Annotated in this window: 16 protein-coding genes and 1 riboswitch; of the genes, 6 read left to right on the top strand and 10 right to left on the bottom strand. The window is 68.9% G+C overall.

Going from position 1 to position 14,070, the window contains the following annotated elements:
- Positions 1-35: 35 nt before the first annotated feature.
- Both Q9R13_RS08790 and Q9R13_RS08785 read right to left on the bottom strand, forming a co-directional pair.
- Entirely contained in the window at positions 36-974 is a 939-nt protein-coding gene (locus Q9R13_RS08790; RefSeq protein ID WP_310964723.1) for a hypothetical protein, read from the bottom strand.
- A 265-nt stretch (positions 975-1,239) separates the two neighbouring features.
- Positions 1,240-1,638: a GNAT family N-acetyltransferase gene (locus Q9R13_RS08785; protein ID WP_310964722.1), complete on the bottom strand. Its 399-nt coding sequence runs from the start codon at positions 1,636-1,638 to the stop codon at positions 1,240-1,242.
- A gap of 90 nt (positions 1,639-1,728) precedes the next feature.
- On the opposite strand from Q9R13_RS08785, the gene Q9R13_RS08780 reads away from it, so the two are divergent.
- Genes Q9R13_RS08780 through istB form a run of 4 tightly spaced genes read left to right on the top strand, consistent with a single transcriptional unit; the run spans position 1,729 to position 5,260 of the window.
- Complete coding sequence (locus Q9R13_RS08780) at positions 1,729-2,850, top strand: abortive infection family protein (protein WP_310964721.1); 1,122 nt, start codon at positions 1,729-1,731, stop codon at positions 2,848-2,850.
- A 35-nt stretch (positions 2,851-2,885) separates the two neighbouring features.
- Entirely contained in the window at positions 2,886-3,197 is a 312-nt protein-coding gene (locus Q9R13_RS08775) for a hypothetical protein (protein ID WP_310964720.1), read from the top strand.
- Positions 3,198-3,215: 18 nt separating this feature from the next.
- Entirely contained in the window at positions 3,216-4,445 is a 1,230-nt protein-coding gene (gene istA / locus Q9R13_RS08770; RefSeq protein ID WP_310962791.1) for an IS21 family transposase, read from the top strand.
- On the top strand, positions 4,445-5,260 hold the full coding sequence (gene istB / locus Q9R13_RS08765) for an IS21-like element helper ATPase IstB (protein ID WP_310961737.1): 816 nt from the start codon (positions 4,445-4,447) through the stop codon (positions 5,258-5,260). The genes istA and istB overlap by 1 nt, the downstream gene beginning before the upstream one ends.
- 592 nt (positions 5,261-5,852) lie before the next feature.
- Here the strand turns inward: istB and thiC are convergent.
- The 8 genes from thiC to Q9R13_RS08725 all read right to left on the bottom strand — a co-directional run bounded on the left by thiC (position 5,853) and on the right by Q9R13_RS08725 (position 12,006).
- Positions 5,853-7,550: a phosphomethylpyrimidine synthase ThiC gene (gene thiC / locus Q9R13_RS08760; protein ID WP_310964719.1), complete on the bottom strand. Its 1,698-nt coding sequence runs from the start codon at positions 7,548-7,550 to the stop codon at positions 5,853-5,855.
- A gap of 11 nt (positions 7,551-7,561) precedes the next feature.
- Positions 7,562-8,347, bottom strand: coding sequence for a bifunctional hydroxymethylpyrimidine kinase/phosphomethylpyrimidine kinase (thiD, locus tag Q9R13_RS08755; RefSeq protein WP_310964718.1), 786 nt, complete (start codon positions 8,345-8,347; stop codon positions 7,562-7,564).
- Complete coding sequence (locus tag Q9R13_RS08750) at positions 8,344-8,913, bottom strand: thiamine phosphate synthase (protein ID WP_310964717.1); 570 nt, start codon at positions 8,911-8,913, stop codon at positions 8,344-8,346. Before Q9R13_RS08750 ends, thiD begins: the two co-directional genes overlap by 4 nt.
- Positions 8,910-9,680, bottom strand: a complete 771-nt coding sequence (locus Q9R13_RS08745; RefSeq protein WP_310964716.1) for a thiazole synthase — start codon at positions 9,678-9,680, stop codon at positions 8,910-8,912. Before Q9R13_RS08745 ends, Q9R13_RS08750 begins: the two co-directional genes overlap by 4 nt.
- Entirely contained in the window at positions 9,677-9,877 is a 201-nt protein-coding gene (gene thiS, locus Q9R13_RS08740; RefSeq protein ID WP_310964715.1) for a sulfur carrier protein ThiS, read from the bottom strand. Before thiS ends, Q9R13_RS08745 begins: the two co-directional genes overlap by 4 nt.
- Positions 9,874-10,896, bottom strand: coding sequence for an FAD-dependent oxidoreductase (locus Q9R13_RS08735; RefSeq protein WP_310964713.1), 1,023 nt, complete (start codon positions 10,894-10,896; stop codon positions 9,874-9,876). The genes thiS and Q9R13_RS08735 overlap by 4 nt, the downstream gene beginning before the upstream one ends.
- Positions 10,896-11,483: a thiamine phosphate synthase gene (gene thiE / locus Q9R13_RS08730; RefSeq protein WP_310964712.1), complete on the bottom strand. Its 588-nt coding sequence runs from the start codon at positions 11,481-11,483 to the stop codon at positions 10,896-10,898. The genes Q9R13_RS08735 and thiE overlap by 1 nt, the downstream gene beginning before the upstream one ends.
- Positions 11,484-11,593, bottom strand: a riboswitch (TPP riboswitch). It lies immediately after the preceding gene.
- A gap of 146 nt (positions 11,594-11,739) precedes the next feature.
- Positions 11,740-12,006: a hypothetical protein gene (locus Q9R13_RS08725; RefSeq protein ID WP_310964711.1), complete on the bottom strand. Its 267-nt coding sequence runs from the start codon at positions 12,004-12,006 to the stop codon at positions 11,740-11,742.
- 719 nt (positions 12,007-12,725) lie between these two features.
- Here Q9R13_RS08725 and Q9R13_RS08720 point away from each other — a divergent pair.
- Both Q9R13_RS08720 and Q9R13_RS08715 read left to right on the top strand, forming a co-directional pair.
- The gene (locus Q9R13_RS08720) at positions 12,726-13,229 is read left to right on the top strand and encodes a hypothetical protein (RefSeq protein WP_310964710.1); all 504 of its coding nucleotides are present in this window, start codon (positions 12,726-12,728) and stop codon (positions 13,227-13,229) included.
- Positions 13,230-13,427: 198 nt separating this feature from the next.
- Positions 13,428-13,739, top strand: a complete 312-nt coding sequence (locus Q9R13_RS08715) for an SRPBCC family protein (RefSeq protein ID WP_310964709.1) — start codon at positions 13,428-13,430, stop codon at positions 13,737-13,739.
- The last annotated feature ends 331 nt before the right edge of the window (positions 13,740-14,070 follow it).

The following is a 14,070-nucleotide window of genomic DNA, read 5'->3' as shown; positions in this document are numbered from 1 at the left end:
GGTCACCGTGGCGGTGGCTCACGCATCCCGGGTGCTCAGCTGGGCGGGTGCTGGCTGGTGGAGATCCGGACGTGCCCGTACCCGTGCTGGTCGAGCAGTTCTCGGAGACCGGTGACGTCGGCGTCCGGGCCAGTGCGGATCTCCACGATCGGGAGGAGCGTCGCCTCGGGACTGGAGTACGCGCCGGCGGGGCGGAACTTCGTGGGGCTGACCCAGCCGGTGAGGTCGACCTTGGGCCGCCCCCAAGGGTTGTCGCTGCGGAACCGGTCCGGGTCGAGTGTCGTCGCGGTGATCCGCACTTCGTTCTCGGGTGCGGAGTCGTCCCGCTTGAGGCGGGCAACGGTTGCCGCGTACCCCGGTGCTCCGAGCAGCTCGACGGTGTACTCGTTATAGAGGTGGTTCGGGTCGGCACCGAAGTGGACCGGGTCGAGCATCCGGGCGACGAGCTCGACGTACGCACCAGCTTCTCCAGCCTGCTCGGCGGGGTCGTAGATGACGTTGCGCCAGTTCGACACAAACTGGGTCTGGTCCTTGGAATTCTCGGGCGTTGGGTTGAACGGGTACCGCTCGAGGAGGTTGATGTTGCCGGGCTCGACGTGGAAGCCGATCGAGTACCCATCGCGGCCGGCGTAGGCGTCCCACTGGTGGAGGCTGTCGTCGTCGATGGACGCGGACAGGATGAACGTCTCGCTGCGTTCCATCTGCTGCCGGTAGAACGCGAGGAGCTTGGTCATGCGTTCGCGCAGCTTGTCGGGGAAGTTCGCTGCAGCCAGGGCGTCCGCGACGGCATCGTGCCCCGTAAGGAGCTCTCGGGGGTCGTTCATGCCGTACGAGTCCCCGGCCCAGATGATGCGGCTCTTGAGGATGTCCGGCAGCCCACGGGGCTTCGTGTAGTGCCAGACGACGCCTGCCGGGATCTGGCCACGGAAGACCTGGTCCATCAGAACGTTGAGGTCGCGAATGCGTTCGTCCACGGCACCGGACGCTGCCACGACCGCGACATCGGCGCCAAACGGGCTCGCCCGCCCGGTCGAGGACGTCGCGGCCCGCCTGCCCTTCCCCAGGCTGACGAGCCGCGACGCGTGCCGGCGAGGGGTCGAATCGACGCCAGCAGTTCGAAGCTAGCGACCGACCGTTGCGCCGGTCACGTGACTGCGCGGCGTGTCGCATGCGGCCCCTGCCCACGTCCGGACGACCGGCGCCCATCCGTCGTCACCCGCACCGGCGACCAGAGCGACGTCAGGCGTCGAGGTACTCAGCGGTCCATTTCGCCCAAGCCTCTGCACCCTTGCTCTCCGCTTCCGCGCCGTCGTACGACACAGGGGTGGTCCGACCGTCGTGGGGGATGCCGAGCTCATCGACGAGCTTCCGCCCGTGGCTGCTCAACTGGCCATCGTGGACGATGTCCGGAAACAGCCTTTGGAGTTCGACCACGAGTTTGCGTCCGTACTGGTGTCCGCGGTGGTCCGGCGGCGTCCAGATGAGCTTCAGCGACGCCGCCTGCTCGAGGGTGCCGTCGTCCTCGTCATACCTGCTCTCACCGACGCACGCGTGGCTGACCGGTTCGTCGTCGATGAACAGGACGTACTGGCGGTTGCCGAACGGTCCGTAGTCACGGACGTCGGGGCAGTCAGTCATCGGTCCTCCTGGTTGGGCTAGGCGTCATCTTGCCGCAGTGACACCCGGGTGGTCCCAAAGTTGTCGCCCCGGGTCCGTAGCGTTGGGCGGGTGACCTTGTCGTGGCGACCGGACGCTCCGGAGAACTTCGTGTTGTTGGCCTTCGGGCGCTGCATGCACGACGTCATGTCTACGGCCGGCGACTGGACTGAGCTCGCGCTACTGACCGGCAAGGCAAAGGAGATCGAGGGCCACGCCCGGCTCCTGCGGTCGCTCTACTTCGGTGACGACGACTACGAGGGCAACGTGCTCGACATGGTTCCGGTCGTCTTGGGCCGCGTTCCTGACCCGAAGCCCGACCCGTGGGCGGACCTCGGGGCAAAGGCGGCGCCGCCGAAGCCGCTCACTCTGCGGGACCGGTTCCCGAACCTGGACACCGTCACCGAGTACCTGAAGTTGCCTGCCTGGTTGCAGGAGCACCACCCGGACCTTCTGGAGAAGTTGTTCTGGGACGCATCTGATGTGGATGCGACTCTCCCGGACGGCACCGTTCTCTCGTCCGCAGAAGCTGCCGCTGCGCGTCTCGAAGTTGGGGAGATGCGCCGCCAGATCGAGCGGATCCGCCGCGACCACGCGACCGACCCGGAGGCTGCTGTCGGGCAGGCGAAGGACCTCATCGAGACCGCGTGCCGCACGATCTTGGGCCACACCGGGGACGCCGGCAAGGAGGACCTGCCCAAGCTCATCTCCCGAACGATGAAGCACCTGGGCATCGACCCGTCCCAGGTCGACGAAGGCGGCGACCCGGTAGAGGCACGGTCAGCGAAGCGTCTGTTCGGCGGGTTGGCGAGCGTGCTGAACGGTGCGGGCGAGCTCCGGAACGCTCGCGGCACCGGTCACGGACGCAGCAAGTCGCACCTTCTCGACGATGCGCTTGGCCGCCTCACGGTCGGGCTGGTTCTCCCGGCAGTGGTCTACCTCATCGAGGTGTATGAGGACCGGACGAACAACGACCAGGCGCCCAACTTCGTCAGCAAGGAGTCGCGCCTGACCGCGACCCATGCGACTGCCGGGACGCGGGTAGTGCACACCACCTTCGGGAAGGGCACGATCGTCGACGTTGTGATGAGTGACGGGAAGCTCGACACGGCGGTGGCATCCATCGACTTCGGGCGCGAGGTCGGCGTGAAGCGGCTCCTGCTGCGGTATGCGCCGCTCGCGTTGCACCCGTAACTCAGGCGGTGCGGCGACCTCGGAGGAAGTATGCGATGGGGACGATGCCGGCGGAGTTGGTCACGATGATGGCCTCCGGCTCATATGTCTCTTCGCTCTCCGTGTCAAAGTTCGGACTCTCACATGCGCTGCCAAGCGCGAACTCCGAACCCAACAACGCCCACCAGTCGACCCCGGGGCTCAACACCCGTCGCGTCAATCTGGGCTTCTACGCGGTACCGGAAAGTCAGCAGAAATGGACTCCGAGCGCCGCCGAGCTTGCCCGAGGTAATGAGGTAGCGTTGACGTCCAGAACATCTCATGTCGGCGGCGCTCGAAAATTGAACAGTTTCGGCGGTGAAAAGTGAACACTCAACGATTGGAGTGTGATCACTTTGGAGGACTGGGCGCTGATCAGGAGGCTGGCTGCTGAGGGGGTGCCGAAGGCACGGATCGCGGCACGGTTGGGGATCTCGCGGACCACGGTCATCAAGGCGGTGAACTCTGAGGCGCCGCCCCGCTATGAGCGGACGCCGAAGGCGTCGTCGTTCGCGGTGTTCGAGCCGCGGGTGCGGGAGTTGCTCGAGGTGACGCCGGATATGCCTGCCACGGTGTTGGCCGAGCGGGTCGGCTGGACGGGATCGATCCGCTGGTTCTCCGAGAACGTGAAGCGGCTGCGTCCCGAGCATCGGCCGGTGGATCCGGCGGATCGGCTCGTCTGGGCGCCGGGTGATGCGGCGCAGTGTGATCTGTGGTTCCCGCCGAGGCGGATCCCGCTGGAGGACGGCACCACCAAGCTGTTGCCGGTGCTGGTGATCACCGCCGCGCACTCGAGGTTCATCACCGCGAAGATGATCCCTACCCGCAAGACTGAGGACCTGCTGCTGGGTTCGTGGGAGTTGATCCAGCAACTGGGACGGGTGCCACGACGCCTGATCTGGGACAACGAGCCTGGCATCGGCCGCGGACACCGCCGCGCCGAAGGCGTCGAGCAGTTCATGGGCACCTTGGCCACCAAGCTGGTCTTGCTGCCGCCCAGGGATCCGGAATCCAAGGGATTGGTGGAACGCCGCAATGGCTGGTTCGAGACCTCCTTCATGCCCGGACGCACCTTCGGCTCCCCGGTCGACTTCAACGACCAGTTCGGCGACTGGCTGCTGAAGGCGAACGCGCGGACGGTGCGCACCATCAAGGCATCCCCGGTTGATCTGGTCGAGGCCGACCGGGCCGCGATGCTGCCGCTGCCACCAATCCCGTTGCATCTGGGTTGGCGCAACCGGATCCGACTGGGCCGCGACTACTACGTGCGTCTGGACACCAACGACTACTCCGTGGACCCGACCCTGATCGGCCGCCTCGTCGACGTGTCCGCCGACCTGGAGCACGTCCGGGTCCACGCCGAGGGACGGCTGGTCACCGAGCACACCCGAATCTGGGCCAGGGGCGCTACCGTCACCGACCCCGCCCATGTCGAGACCGCTGCCTGGCTGCGCAAACGGTTCCAGCAACCACGCCCAGTCAGTGCAGCGACAACTGGCGATGACCTTCTGCGCGATCTGAGTGACTACGACCGCGCCTTCGGTCTGCTCGGCAACGACGAGGGAGCGATGAGCTGATGGCCACCGCGAAGAACACCAAGGCTGCCGCGAGCACCGAAGCACTCAAGCAGATCACCTACCTGGCTTCGGCGTTAAAGGCACCCAGGATCACCGAAGCAGCAGGACGGCTTGCCGACCAAGCCCGTGACGCCGGCTGGACCCATGAGGACTACCTCGCCGCCGTCCTGGAACGCGAAGTCGCAGCCAGGAACGCTTCCGGAGCCCACCTGCGGATCCGGGCTGCCGGGTTCGGGACCGTCAAGACCATCGAGGACTTCGACTTCGACGCCCAACCCGGCATCCGGCAACAGATCGCAGCACTGGCCTCAGGCGGCTTTCTGGCCGAGGCCCGCAACGTTGTTCTGCTGGGACCGCCCGGCACCGGGAAGACCCACCTGGCCACCGCCCTGGGCGTCACCGCCGCCCAGACCGGGCATCGGGTCCTGTTCGCGACCGCCACCGACTGGGTCACCCGACTCACCGAGGCCCACCGGCAGGGACGACTGCCCCAAGAGCTCGCCCGGCTACGCCGTTACGGGCTGATTGTGGTCGACGAGGTCGGCTACCTGCCCTTCGAACAAGACGCCGCGAACCTCTTCTTCCAGCTGGTCTCATCCCGCTACGAACACGCCTCGCTCGTGCTCACCTCGAATCTGCCGTTCTCCAGCTGGGGTGGCGTGTTCGGAGACCAAGCCGTCGCCGCGGCCATGATCGACCGCATCGTCCACCACGCCGACGTCCTCACATTGAAGGGCGCCAGCTACAGGCTCCGCGGACGCGGCATCGACAGCCTCCCCAGCATCCGCACCACCACAGCAGAAGACGAGTCCTAGACTCACCCAAACCGTTCACTTTTCAGGCGCCGGAATCGACCAGTTTTGGAGCGCCGCCGACATCTCAGATCCGTCGCAGGGCTACAGATTGAGCGGTTTGGCTCGAGAGAGACCGAGATCCATCGACCATTCGATGGTCGCGGTCCTTCAGAGAAGGTCAGGGGTTCGAATCCCCTCAGCTACACCCTCAGCTCCACCCTCAGCTCCACAAAACCCGCTCGTCAGGGCCGACCGCACCGTCTACGTCCTTGCCTGGCGCCGCTGGGTGCGCTGGTGCACCGGCCGCGGGATCGTGCCTTACCCTGCCGAGCCCGCCGCATTGTGCGCCTACCTCACCGGCTGGCCCGACCAAGGTCTCTCCCTGACCACCATCGACTCGGCCTGCGCGGCGATGGGCCACCAGCACCGCTCCCGCGGCGGCGTTGACCGATCGACCACGACGCGGTCTGCATGGTCCGTCGCGGGCTGCGCCGGATCATCGGCCGTGCCCTGCGCCGCTCCCAGACCGACCTACAGGCTCGCGGGCAGGTCGCGTAGGAGGCGGCCCACTTCGCCGCAAAGTGGTCTGGATCCCTGAACTGGCCGTGGCCACTTAGGGCTGGACGTAGACGGAGCCGCCGAGCTCAAGGAACTCCGCTGACTTCTGCTTCATCGCCAGGTCCGGATCGGGGTCGCCGAAGCGGTCGCGCACGTCCTGGGAGATCTTCATTGAACAGAACTTCGGGCCGCACATCGAGCAGAAGTGCGCGGTCTTGGCGCTCTCGGCCGGGAGTGTTTCGTCGTGATAGGACTCCGCGGTCTGCGGATCGAGGGCGAGGGCGAACTGGTCGCGCCACCGGAACTCGAAGCGCGCCTTGCTCAGCGCGTCGTCCCACGCCCGGGCGCCAGGGTGGCCCTTGGCGATGTCCGCGGCATGTGCGGCCAGCTTGTAAGTCACCACACCGACGCGGACGTCGTCGCGGTTCGGCAGCCCGAGATGCTCCTTGGGGGTGACGTAGCAGAGCATTGCGGTGCCATGCGTCGCGATGGCGGCGGCGCCGATGGCGCTGGTGATGTGGTCGTAGCCGGGCGCGATGTCCGTGGCGAGCGGGCCGAGGGTGTAGAAGGGTGCGCCGTGGCACAAGTCCTGCTGGAGTACGACGTTCTCCTCGACCAGGTTCAGCGGCACGTGCCCGGGGCCCTCGACCATCACCTGGACGTCGTACTGCCAGGCGCGGGTGGTGAGCTCGGCCAGGGTCCGCAGCTCGGAGAGCTGCGCCTCGTCGTTGGCGTCGGCGACAGAGCCGGGCCGGAGCCCGTCGCCGAGGCTGAAGGAGACGTCGTATCGGGCGAAGATCTCGCAGAGCTCGTCGAAGTGGATGTAGAGGAAGTTCTCCTCGTGGTGGGCCAGGCACCAGCCGGCCATGATCGAGCCGCCACGGGAGACGATGCCGGTGACCCGGTTCGCGGTCAGCGGCACGTAGCGCAGCAGTACGCCGGCGTGGATGGTCATGTAGTCGACGCCCTGCTCGCACTGCTCGATGACGGTGTCGCGGAAGATCTCCCAGGTCAGCCGATCGGCCTGGCCGTCGACCTTCTCCAGCGCCTGGTAGATGGGGACCGTCCCGATCGGGACGGGAGAGTTTCGCAGGATCCACTCCCGGGTGGTGTGGATGTCGTCACCGGTGGAGAGGTCCATCACCGTGTCGGCGCCCCAGGTGATGGCCCAGGTGAGCTTGTCGACCTCCTCCGCGATGCTGCTGGTCACGGCACTGTTGCCGATGTTCGCGTTGACTTTGACCAGGAACCTGCGGCCGATGACCATCGGCTCGGACTCGGGGTGGTTCACGTTGGCCGGGATGATCGCGCGGCCGGAGGCGACCTCGGCGCGGACCAGTTCGACGTCACAGTTCTCGCGCACGGCGACGAACTCCATCTCCGGGGTGACCAGGCCGGCCCGCGCGTAGTGCATCTGCGTGACACGCGCGCCGTCGACGGACCGCCGTGGCCGTGCCGTGTCTCCGGGCCACTCCGCGCGGGCGCTGCCGCGGCGCACTGCCGCCCGGCCGTTGTCAGGCAGCCCCGTCTGGCGGCCGTCGTAGGTGGTGGTGTCGGCGCGTTCGGCGATCCAGGTCTCCCGCAGCCTGGGCAGGCCGGCCTCCGGGTCGGAGCCGGGGCCCTCGGTGCTGTAGCGGTCGAAGATCTCGCCGTTGGTCAGGGCGACCCGAGTGACCGGCACTTGCACGTCGGGCCGACTTCCGGGGCGGGGTCCTTCGACGAGGACGCGAGTGTGGGCTTCGTGGACGGTCATGCGGGTTCTCCTCAGGATTTCGACGATCGGGTGTGGGCGATCGGGCCGCGGCCGCGGCCGAGGCTCCAGGGCTGGCTGAGCCGGAGTCGTCCGGCGGTGTAGGCGGCGGCCTTTCGCGCCGCCGTGATCAGAGGGATGTCGTGGGCGAGGTGGACGGCGAGGGCTGCGCTGAAGGTGCAGCCGGTGCCGTGGTCGTTCGTGGTCTCGACGGCCGGGTGCGACAGCGCCACCGGCGCTTCGCCTGGTACGGCGACCCAGTCGGTGCACGTGCCGGCCAGTCCGCCGCCGGTGAGCACGACGGCCGGGCCGAGCCTGGTCAGCGCCGTGGCCATCCGGTCGGGAGGTCCGGTTGCGCCGAGCAGGGCGCGGGCCTCGTCGGCGTTCGGGGTGATCACGCTCGCCACCGGCAGCAGGCGCTCGACGTAGGCGTGCATGGTCTCCGCATCGCCGAGCACCGCGCCGCTGGTCGCGACCAAGACCGGGTCGACCACCAGCGGAACACCCAGGGCGCTCAGCCGGTCGGCGACCAGCGCGACGACCTCCGCGGTGCCGAGCATGCCGGTCTTGACCGCCGCCACCGGCAGGTCCTCGACCACCGCCTCGAGCTGGGCAAGCACGATCGCGGCGGGCACCGCGTGGACCGAGCGGACGCCGGTGGTGTCCTGGGCGGTGACGGCAGTGACGGCGACAACTCCGTGGGCACCGAGGTCACCGAACGTGGTCAGGTCCGCGGCAATACCTGCGGCGCCACCGGAGTCGGTGCCGGCGACGGCGAGGACGACGGCCGGTGAGCTCATCCTCCGACCTCCGCGAGGAGCCCACGCACGACCGCGGCCGGGTCGGCGGCGCGCATCACCGCGCCCATCACCGCGACACCGTGGGCGCCGGCCGCCAGCGCCCGTGCCGCGTCGCCAGGTCCGATGCCACCGAGAGCCAGCACCGGAACGCCGTAGCCGTCGGCGTAGGCGTCGAGGTCCACCGGCGGGCCGTAGCCGGGCTTGCTCCGGGTCGCCGCGAACGGCGACAGCGTGACGTAGCCGGCACCCTCGGCCGCCGCACGGTGCACCTCCTCGACCGTATGGCACGACCGCCCGAACCATCCCGTGTCCGGGGCGGCCTGGCAGGCGGCCAGGTGGATGCCGGCGGCGGCCGGCTCGGGCCGTCGGGAGGAGATCACGACCAGGCCGTCGATCGCGGCGAGGTCGATGACCAACCGGTGACGCGTGTCCTGGTCCAGGTCGTGCTCCCGCACCACCACCTGTCGTAACCCGGCCTCCGCACAGACGCGCACGGTCTCGACCAGGCCGCGCGCCGCGGACAGCTGGGTCCGGTCGGTCAGCAACACCAGTCGTGGCACCTTCATCCGACGGTCCCGACCATTCCGCTCGTCGGGCTGGACGCGCGGGCCGTCGTGCGCCGGGGGATTCGGCCGGCGCGCCGCGCGGCAAGGCCCGCCTCGACCCCGAGCCGCAGCGCCCGGGCCATCGCGACCGGGTCGTCCGCACGCGTCATCGCCGTCGCAGCGAGGACGGCGGAACACCCGAGCTCCATCGCGTACGCCGCGTCGCTCGCCGTACCGACGCCGGCGTCGAGCACGACCGGCACCGACACCGAAGCGACGACAGCCTCGATCGCGTGCGGGTTGAGGATCCCCAGGCCCGACCCGATCGGCGCGCCGAGCGGCATCACCGCCGCGCACCCGAGGTCCTCGAGGCGACGAGCCAGCACCGGGTCGTCGGTGGTGTACGGCAGCACCGCGAATCCGTCACCGACCAGGATCGCCGCGGCCTCGAGCAGCTCGACCGCGTCGGGCATCAGGCTCGTTTCGTCGCCGATCACCTCGAGCTTGACCCAGGTCGTGCCGAGCGCCTCCCGAGCCAGCCGCGCGGTCAGCACCGCTTCGCGGGCGCTCGTGCAGCCGGCCGTGTTCGGCAGCACCGGCACGCCGGCTCGCCTGATCGTGTCGAGCAGGCCCCCGGACTGCAGGGCCGACGTGCGGCGTACCGCCACGGTCACCAGGCCCGGCCCTGCCGCCTCGAGCACCGGCTCCAGCAGCGAGAGGTGCGGCAACCCACCGGTGCCGAGGAACAGTGGCGACGCGAGATCCCGACCCGCGATCGTGACGCTCATCCGCCCTGCACCGCCGTCACGATGTCCACGACGTCGCCCTCGCGCAACGGCCACGCGGCCCAGCGGTCACGGGGGACCACGGTGGCGTTGACGGCAACCGCGACCCCCGTCGGCCTGACCAGTGGGAGATGGCGCTCGACCAGATCGGCGACGGTGTCCGCTCCGTCGGCCAACGCCCCGTTGAGGATGATCGTCATCGACTCGTCCCTTCTCGTGTCAGTCCGTCTCGGGAGAGCCGGCGCGGGTCGAGGGCGGGCTCGACGCACCCGGTCTCGAGGTGGTCGGCCACCAGCTGTGCGGTCAGTGGCGCGAGGAGTACGCCGTGCCGGAAGTGGCCCGCCGCGAGCACGACGCCGTCCACCTCCGAAGGCCCGACCAGCGGAAGGTTGTCCGCCGTGCCCGGACGGTCGCGGGCGATCGCCTCGACGAACTCGGCCCGGTCGAGTCCGGGGACCAGCTCGCGCGCCGCCTGGAGCAGCCGCGCCACGCCGCCGACACTGACCACTGGCGGCCCGTCGTGCTCCTCCGATGTCGCCCCGATGACCACCTCGCCCGACGCCCGTGGGACCACGTAGACCGGATCGCCGTGCACCCAGCCCCGGACTGTGTGCGCCGGCAGACCGTCGCCGCGGGCGCGGACGATCTCGCCGCGTACCCCCCGCACGAGACGACCGAAGGGCTCGGGCAGTCGAGAACCCGTCGCGACGACCGTGACCTCAGCCGGCGCCGCGCTTTCCGCCACAACACGGGCGCGGACCAGGAGTGCGGCCAGCACCGCGCGCGGGTCGACGCTGTGGTCGTCGCGCAGCCAGGCGCCCCCGGCGACCCGCGGTCCGAGCATCGGCTCGCGTCGGCGGACCTGGCGCCGCTCCAGCATCGGTACATCGAGGCCATGCCTCGCCAGGAGTGCGCATTGGCGCTCGACGAGCTGGAGGTCGCCACCGTCGCGGCCGACCAGGAGAGTGCCTGTGGTGTGGAGGGGAATCCCCAACCGGCCGGCGTACCCGGGCCACAGCGCCATGCTGCGCAGGCCGAGGTCGAGCAACGCCCCTTCGCCGTGCCACACCTCCGATGAGGGGCTGAGCATCCCGGCCGCGGCGTACGACGCGCCGCGGCCCGGGTCGCGGTCGACCACGACGACCTCGTGCCCACGCCGGATCAGCTCCTCGGCACAGGACAAGCCGATGATCCCGGCCCCGAGGATCCGAACCCGCATCAGGCGACCGCTTCGACGAGCTCTCTCGCTGCGGCAAGCGGATCTCGTTGTCGCCAGATCGCGCCGATCACCGCGACACCAGCCGCGCCCGCTTCCAGGACGGCACGCGCGGTGGCCGCGTCGATGCCCCCGATCCCGACCAGCGGCAGGACACCGGCGGCCGCGCGAACCGCCGCGATCCCGAGCGGGGCCGGCAGACCCGTCTTGCTCGCGGTGGCGAAGATCGGCCCGAACCCGGCGTAGTCCGCTCCGTTGGTGGCGGCCCGTCGCGCCTGCTCGCGGTCCCGGCAGGTCGCGCCGATCAGCAGCCCGGGAGCGAGCCGGCGGGCCACATCGACCGGCAGGTCGTGCCGGCCGAGATGCACGCCGTCAGCACCCGCCGCCAACGCGATGTCGACGCGGTCGTTGACCACGACGACCCCTCCGAGCGGCCGGACTACAGCGACCACCGACTCCGTGAACGCGAGGAGCGTCGAGTCGGCCACGGCCTTCGCGCGGACCTGGAAGCCGTCCACGCCTGTCTCCGCGATCGCAGGCAGGAGAGACAGGTGGGCGGCGTCGACCAGACAGAAGATGCGGGGTAACACGAGCACAGCTCCTTCACTTCCTTCGCCGGCATGACCCGGATCAGGTTCGACGGTCGGAGCGGCTCCAGCTCCATCTCAGCCCGCTGCCGCGGACTCCCGTGTGGTTGTCGGTGACTTTAGCAACACCCCACCGCTCGGCCTCACCGGCCCGAGGTGACGGGCCTCGCGCGTGATGGAAGGCCCAGTTCGCGCCAATCGAGGGTGCGACACTCCGCGCGACGGGTGTGGATCTTCCTGGCCGGTGGCGAACCGGTGGTCACCTGAGCCGCGCCCGAAGCCAGCTGGTCGTGCCAGGAGGCAGTCCCTTTGTCTTCGGCAGATCGGCAACGGGTGCCACTACGAGGGCGACGCCTTCGGGCAGTGCCCATTTCAACGAGTGGTAGACCTGAGAGAGCGCCTCGTCACTGTCGACAAAGGCCAGCTCAGCGGCAGCTACCGAGACTTCACGCCATGGCCCAACCAGGTCTCGTAACGAGTCGAACTGCTGGAGGTCCGCCGAGGTCCACGCGATGTAGACGGTCATCCTGCCGGTGTGCCCTCCCGGGCCCGGCTCACACCCGCGTCAGGTCATGCCCAGCATGCATGTCCAGATCTGCTGCATTGAGTGCGGCACACCGCCGCGACAGCGGCTCATGCCCATCCGCCGCGCCCTGCGACACAGCGGCGATTCGCTGTGAGAGACCTTGTGGGTCGCCGACGTTGCGTCTTCGTCCGGACAACGTGAGCCGCACCTCGTGCGATCTTCGGAGCCCAGATCCGGGAATCGTCCACGCCCGTTCGCATCTGGTGACACCTTGGTACATCGAGAACGCAGGACCGGTCGTCCCTGCCCGAGTGAGCGGCATCCGGCCCACCACAGGAGCTGGCTGCATGAGACACCGCAGGACTTCCAGGTTGGCCGTCCTGACCGCCGCCGTGACGGCGGCGACCATCGTTGCGGTGACCGGCTGCTCCTCCGAAAGCCCCCAGACCGCCCACAGGGCGACAGCAGTCCATCAGGCCAGAGCCGTTCGGACCCCGTCCGCGGCGTCGACGCATCGCGGGTCTGCCACGACCCATCGAGGTCTGCTGCACAAATCCCCGCCCAAGGCCACTGCCAAGCCGGCGCCCCGGGTGACCCGGGCCCGCGTGGCCGGAGTTCGCGCGGCGGACCTGCCGAACCGTGTCCTGACTCCCGGTGCGGTGCTGACCACCAGCCGCGCCAGGGTGTGCGCACCCGGTTACGCCGCCAGCGTGCGGGACGTGCCGGAATCGGAAAGCAGCGCCGTCTACGCCCGCTACCACGTCGCCCACGTTCCCTACGCCCACGAGGTCGACCACCTGGTCTCCCTCGAGCTGGGTGGGTCCAATGCGATCACCAATCTGTGGCCCGAGCCGTATGCGGGCCGCTGGGGAGCACGCACGAAGGATGCCGTCGAGAACAAGCTGCATGACCTGGTCTGCGCCGGCCAACTCAGCCTGGCTCGCGCCCAGAAGATGGAGGACACCAACTGGGTCTCCGCCTACCGCCGATACATCGGCGCCCCGTCCGTCGCGACCACAACCGCCCATGCGACGGCGCCGACGACACACGCCGCGAGCAAGGGCAGCGGCAGCGGCTGCGAACCCGACTACTCGCCCTGCCTGCCCCGGGTCTCAGACCTCAACTGCGCCGACATCCCCGCCTCGAAGAAGCCGGTCCGAGTAACAGGCAGCGACCCCTACCGACTCGACGCCGACCACGACGGCTGGGGATGCACTTCCTGACGGCCCCACGGCCGCACGGTCCGAAGGGTGCAGCACACCGACGCGTCGCTTCGCCGCGTGGAGGCTCGGACTCGACGTGCATCACGGTGTCGGGGTGGCACGCTCCGCTGCGACGGGGCTGCGCGCGGAGACGCGCTCGCCGGTGCCTGCCCTGGCAGGCTCCGTGGCCGGTGTGGCGAAAACGCGCATAGTCGAGGGGTGAACGTCGACGTCGAGTTCCATGCAGTCATCGAGTTCGCGGTCGACGAAGTCGCTTCGTGCGCAGGTGACCCGACGAAGGCCCCCGAGTGGTACGCCAACATTCATTCGGTGAAGTGGCGGACCACACCGCTGGTGAAGTTCGGGTCACAGATGGACTTCGAAGCCGTCTTCCTCGACCGACGGCTCTCCTACACCTACGAGGTCGTTGATTTCGAGCCGCCGTGCCGCCTGCCATGCGCGCCGCGGACGAACCATCCCCCATGGAGACCACCTACACCGGGGAGCCGGTTGACGGCGGCACCGGCATGAAGATTCCTAAGTAGTCGGTGGAGATGCCTACGGGAGAATCCGTACCGCTCGGCGGCAGCGGTGACGGTGCGTTCTTTGGTGACGACTTTGAGGACCGCGACCCTGGCTTTCGGCATGCCACGGGACTGTGACGCATGTCCCGACTCACGTGGGACGTGTCAGTTGGGACCTATGTCCTGAACCAAGACACCATCAGCTCCCTCAGCTCCACATTGCGATGTCCCGCACCGCGCCATGGTGCGCCTCGCAGACGGGCGCCGCTTTGCTGACGTCCGGTTCTCCGAAGGCAGCGGCCTTTAGCGCTTTCCGGCTCCGCAGGAGCCCAGCACCT

Source organism: Nocardioides marmorisolisilvae (assembly GCF_031656915.1).
Classification (GTDB): Bacteria; Actinomycetota; Actinomycetes; order Propionibacteriales; family Nocardioidaceae; genus Marmoricola; species Marmoricola terrisoli.
Note: the sequence above shows the minus strand (reverse complement) of the source record. Positions and strands in the feature narration are given on the sequence as shown.

Excerpts from the sequence above, each read along its gene's own strand:
- Q9R13_RS08785 (WP_310964722.1), bottom strand. The coding sequence starts at position 1,638 with ATGACTGACTGCCCCGACGTCCGTGACTACGGACCGTTCGGCAACCGC.
- Q9R13_RS08775 (WP_310964720.1), top strand. The coding sequence starts at position 2,886 with ATGGGGACGATGCCGGCGGAGTTGGTCACGATGATGGCCTCCGGCTCA.
- istB (WP_310961737.1), top strand. The coding sequence starts at position 4,445 with ATGGCCACCGCGAAGAACACCAAGGCTGCCGCGAGCACCGAAGCACTC.
- thiC (WP_310964719.1), bottom strand. The coding sequence starts at position 7,550 with ATGACCGTCCACGAAGCCCACACTCGCGTCCTCGTCGAAGGACCCCGC.
- thiD (WP_310964718.1), bottom strand. The coding sequence starts at position 8,347 with ATGAGCTCACCGGCCGTCGTCCTCGCCGTCGCCGGCACCGACTCCGGT.
- Q9R13_RS08750 (WP_310964717.1), bottom strand. The coding sequence starts at position 8,913 with ATGAAGGTGCCACGACTGGTGTTGCTGACCGACCGGACCCAGCTGTCC.
- Q9R13_RS08745 (WP_310964716.1), bottom strand. The coding sequence starts at position 9,680 with ATGAGCGTCACGATCGCGGGTCGGGATCTCGCGTCGCCACTGTTCCTC.
- thiS (WP_310964715.1), bottom strand. The coding sequence starts at position 9,877 with ATGACGATCATCCTCAACGGGGCGTTGGCCGACGGAGCGGACACCGTC.
- Q9R13_RS08735 (WP_310964713.1), bottom strand. The coding sequence starts at position 10,896 with ATGCGGGTTCGGATCCTCGGGGCCGGGATCATCGGCTTGTCCTGTGCC.
- Q9R13_RS08725 (WP_310964711.1), bottom strand. The coding sequence starts at position 12,006 with ATGACCGTCTACATCGCGTGGACCTCGGCGGACCTCCAGCAGTTCGAC.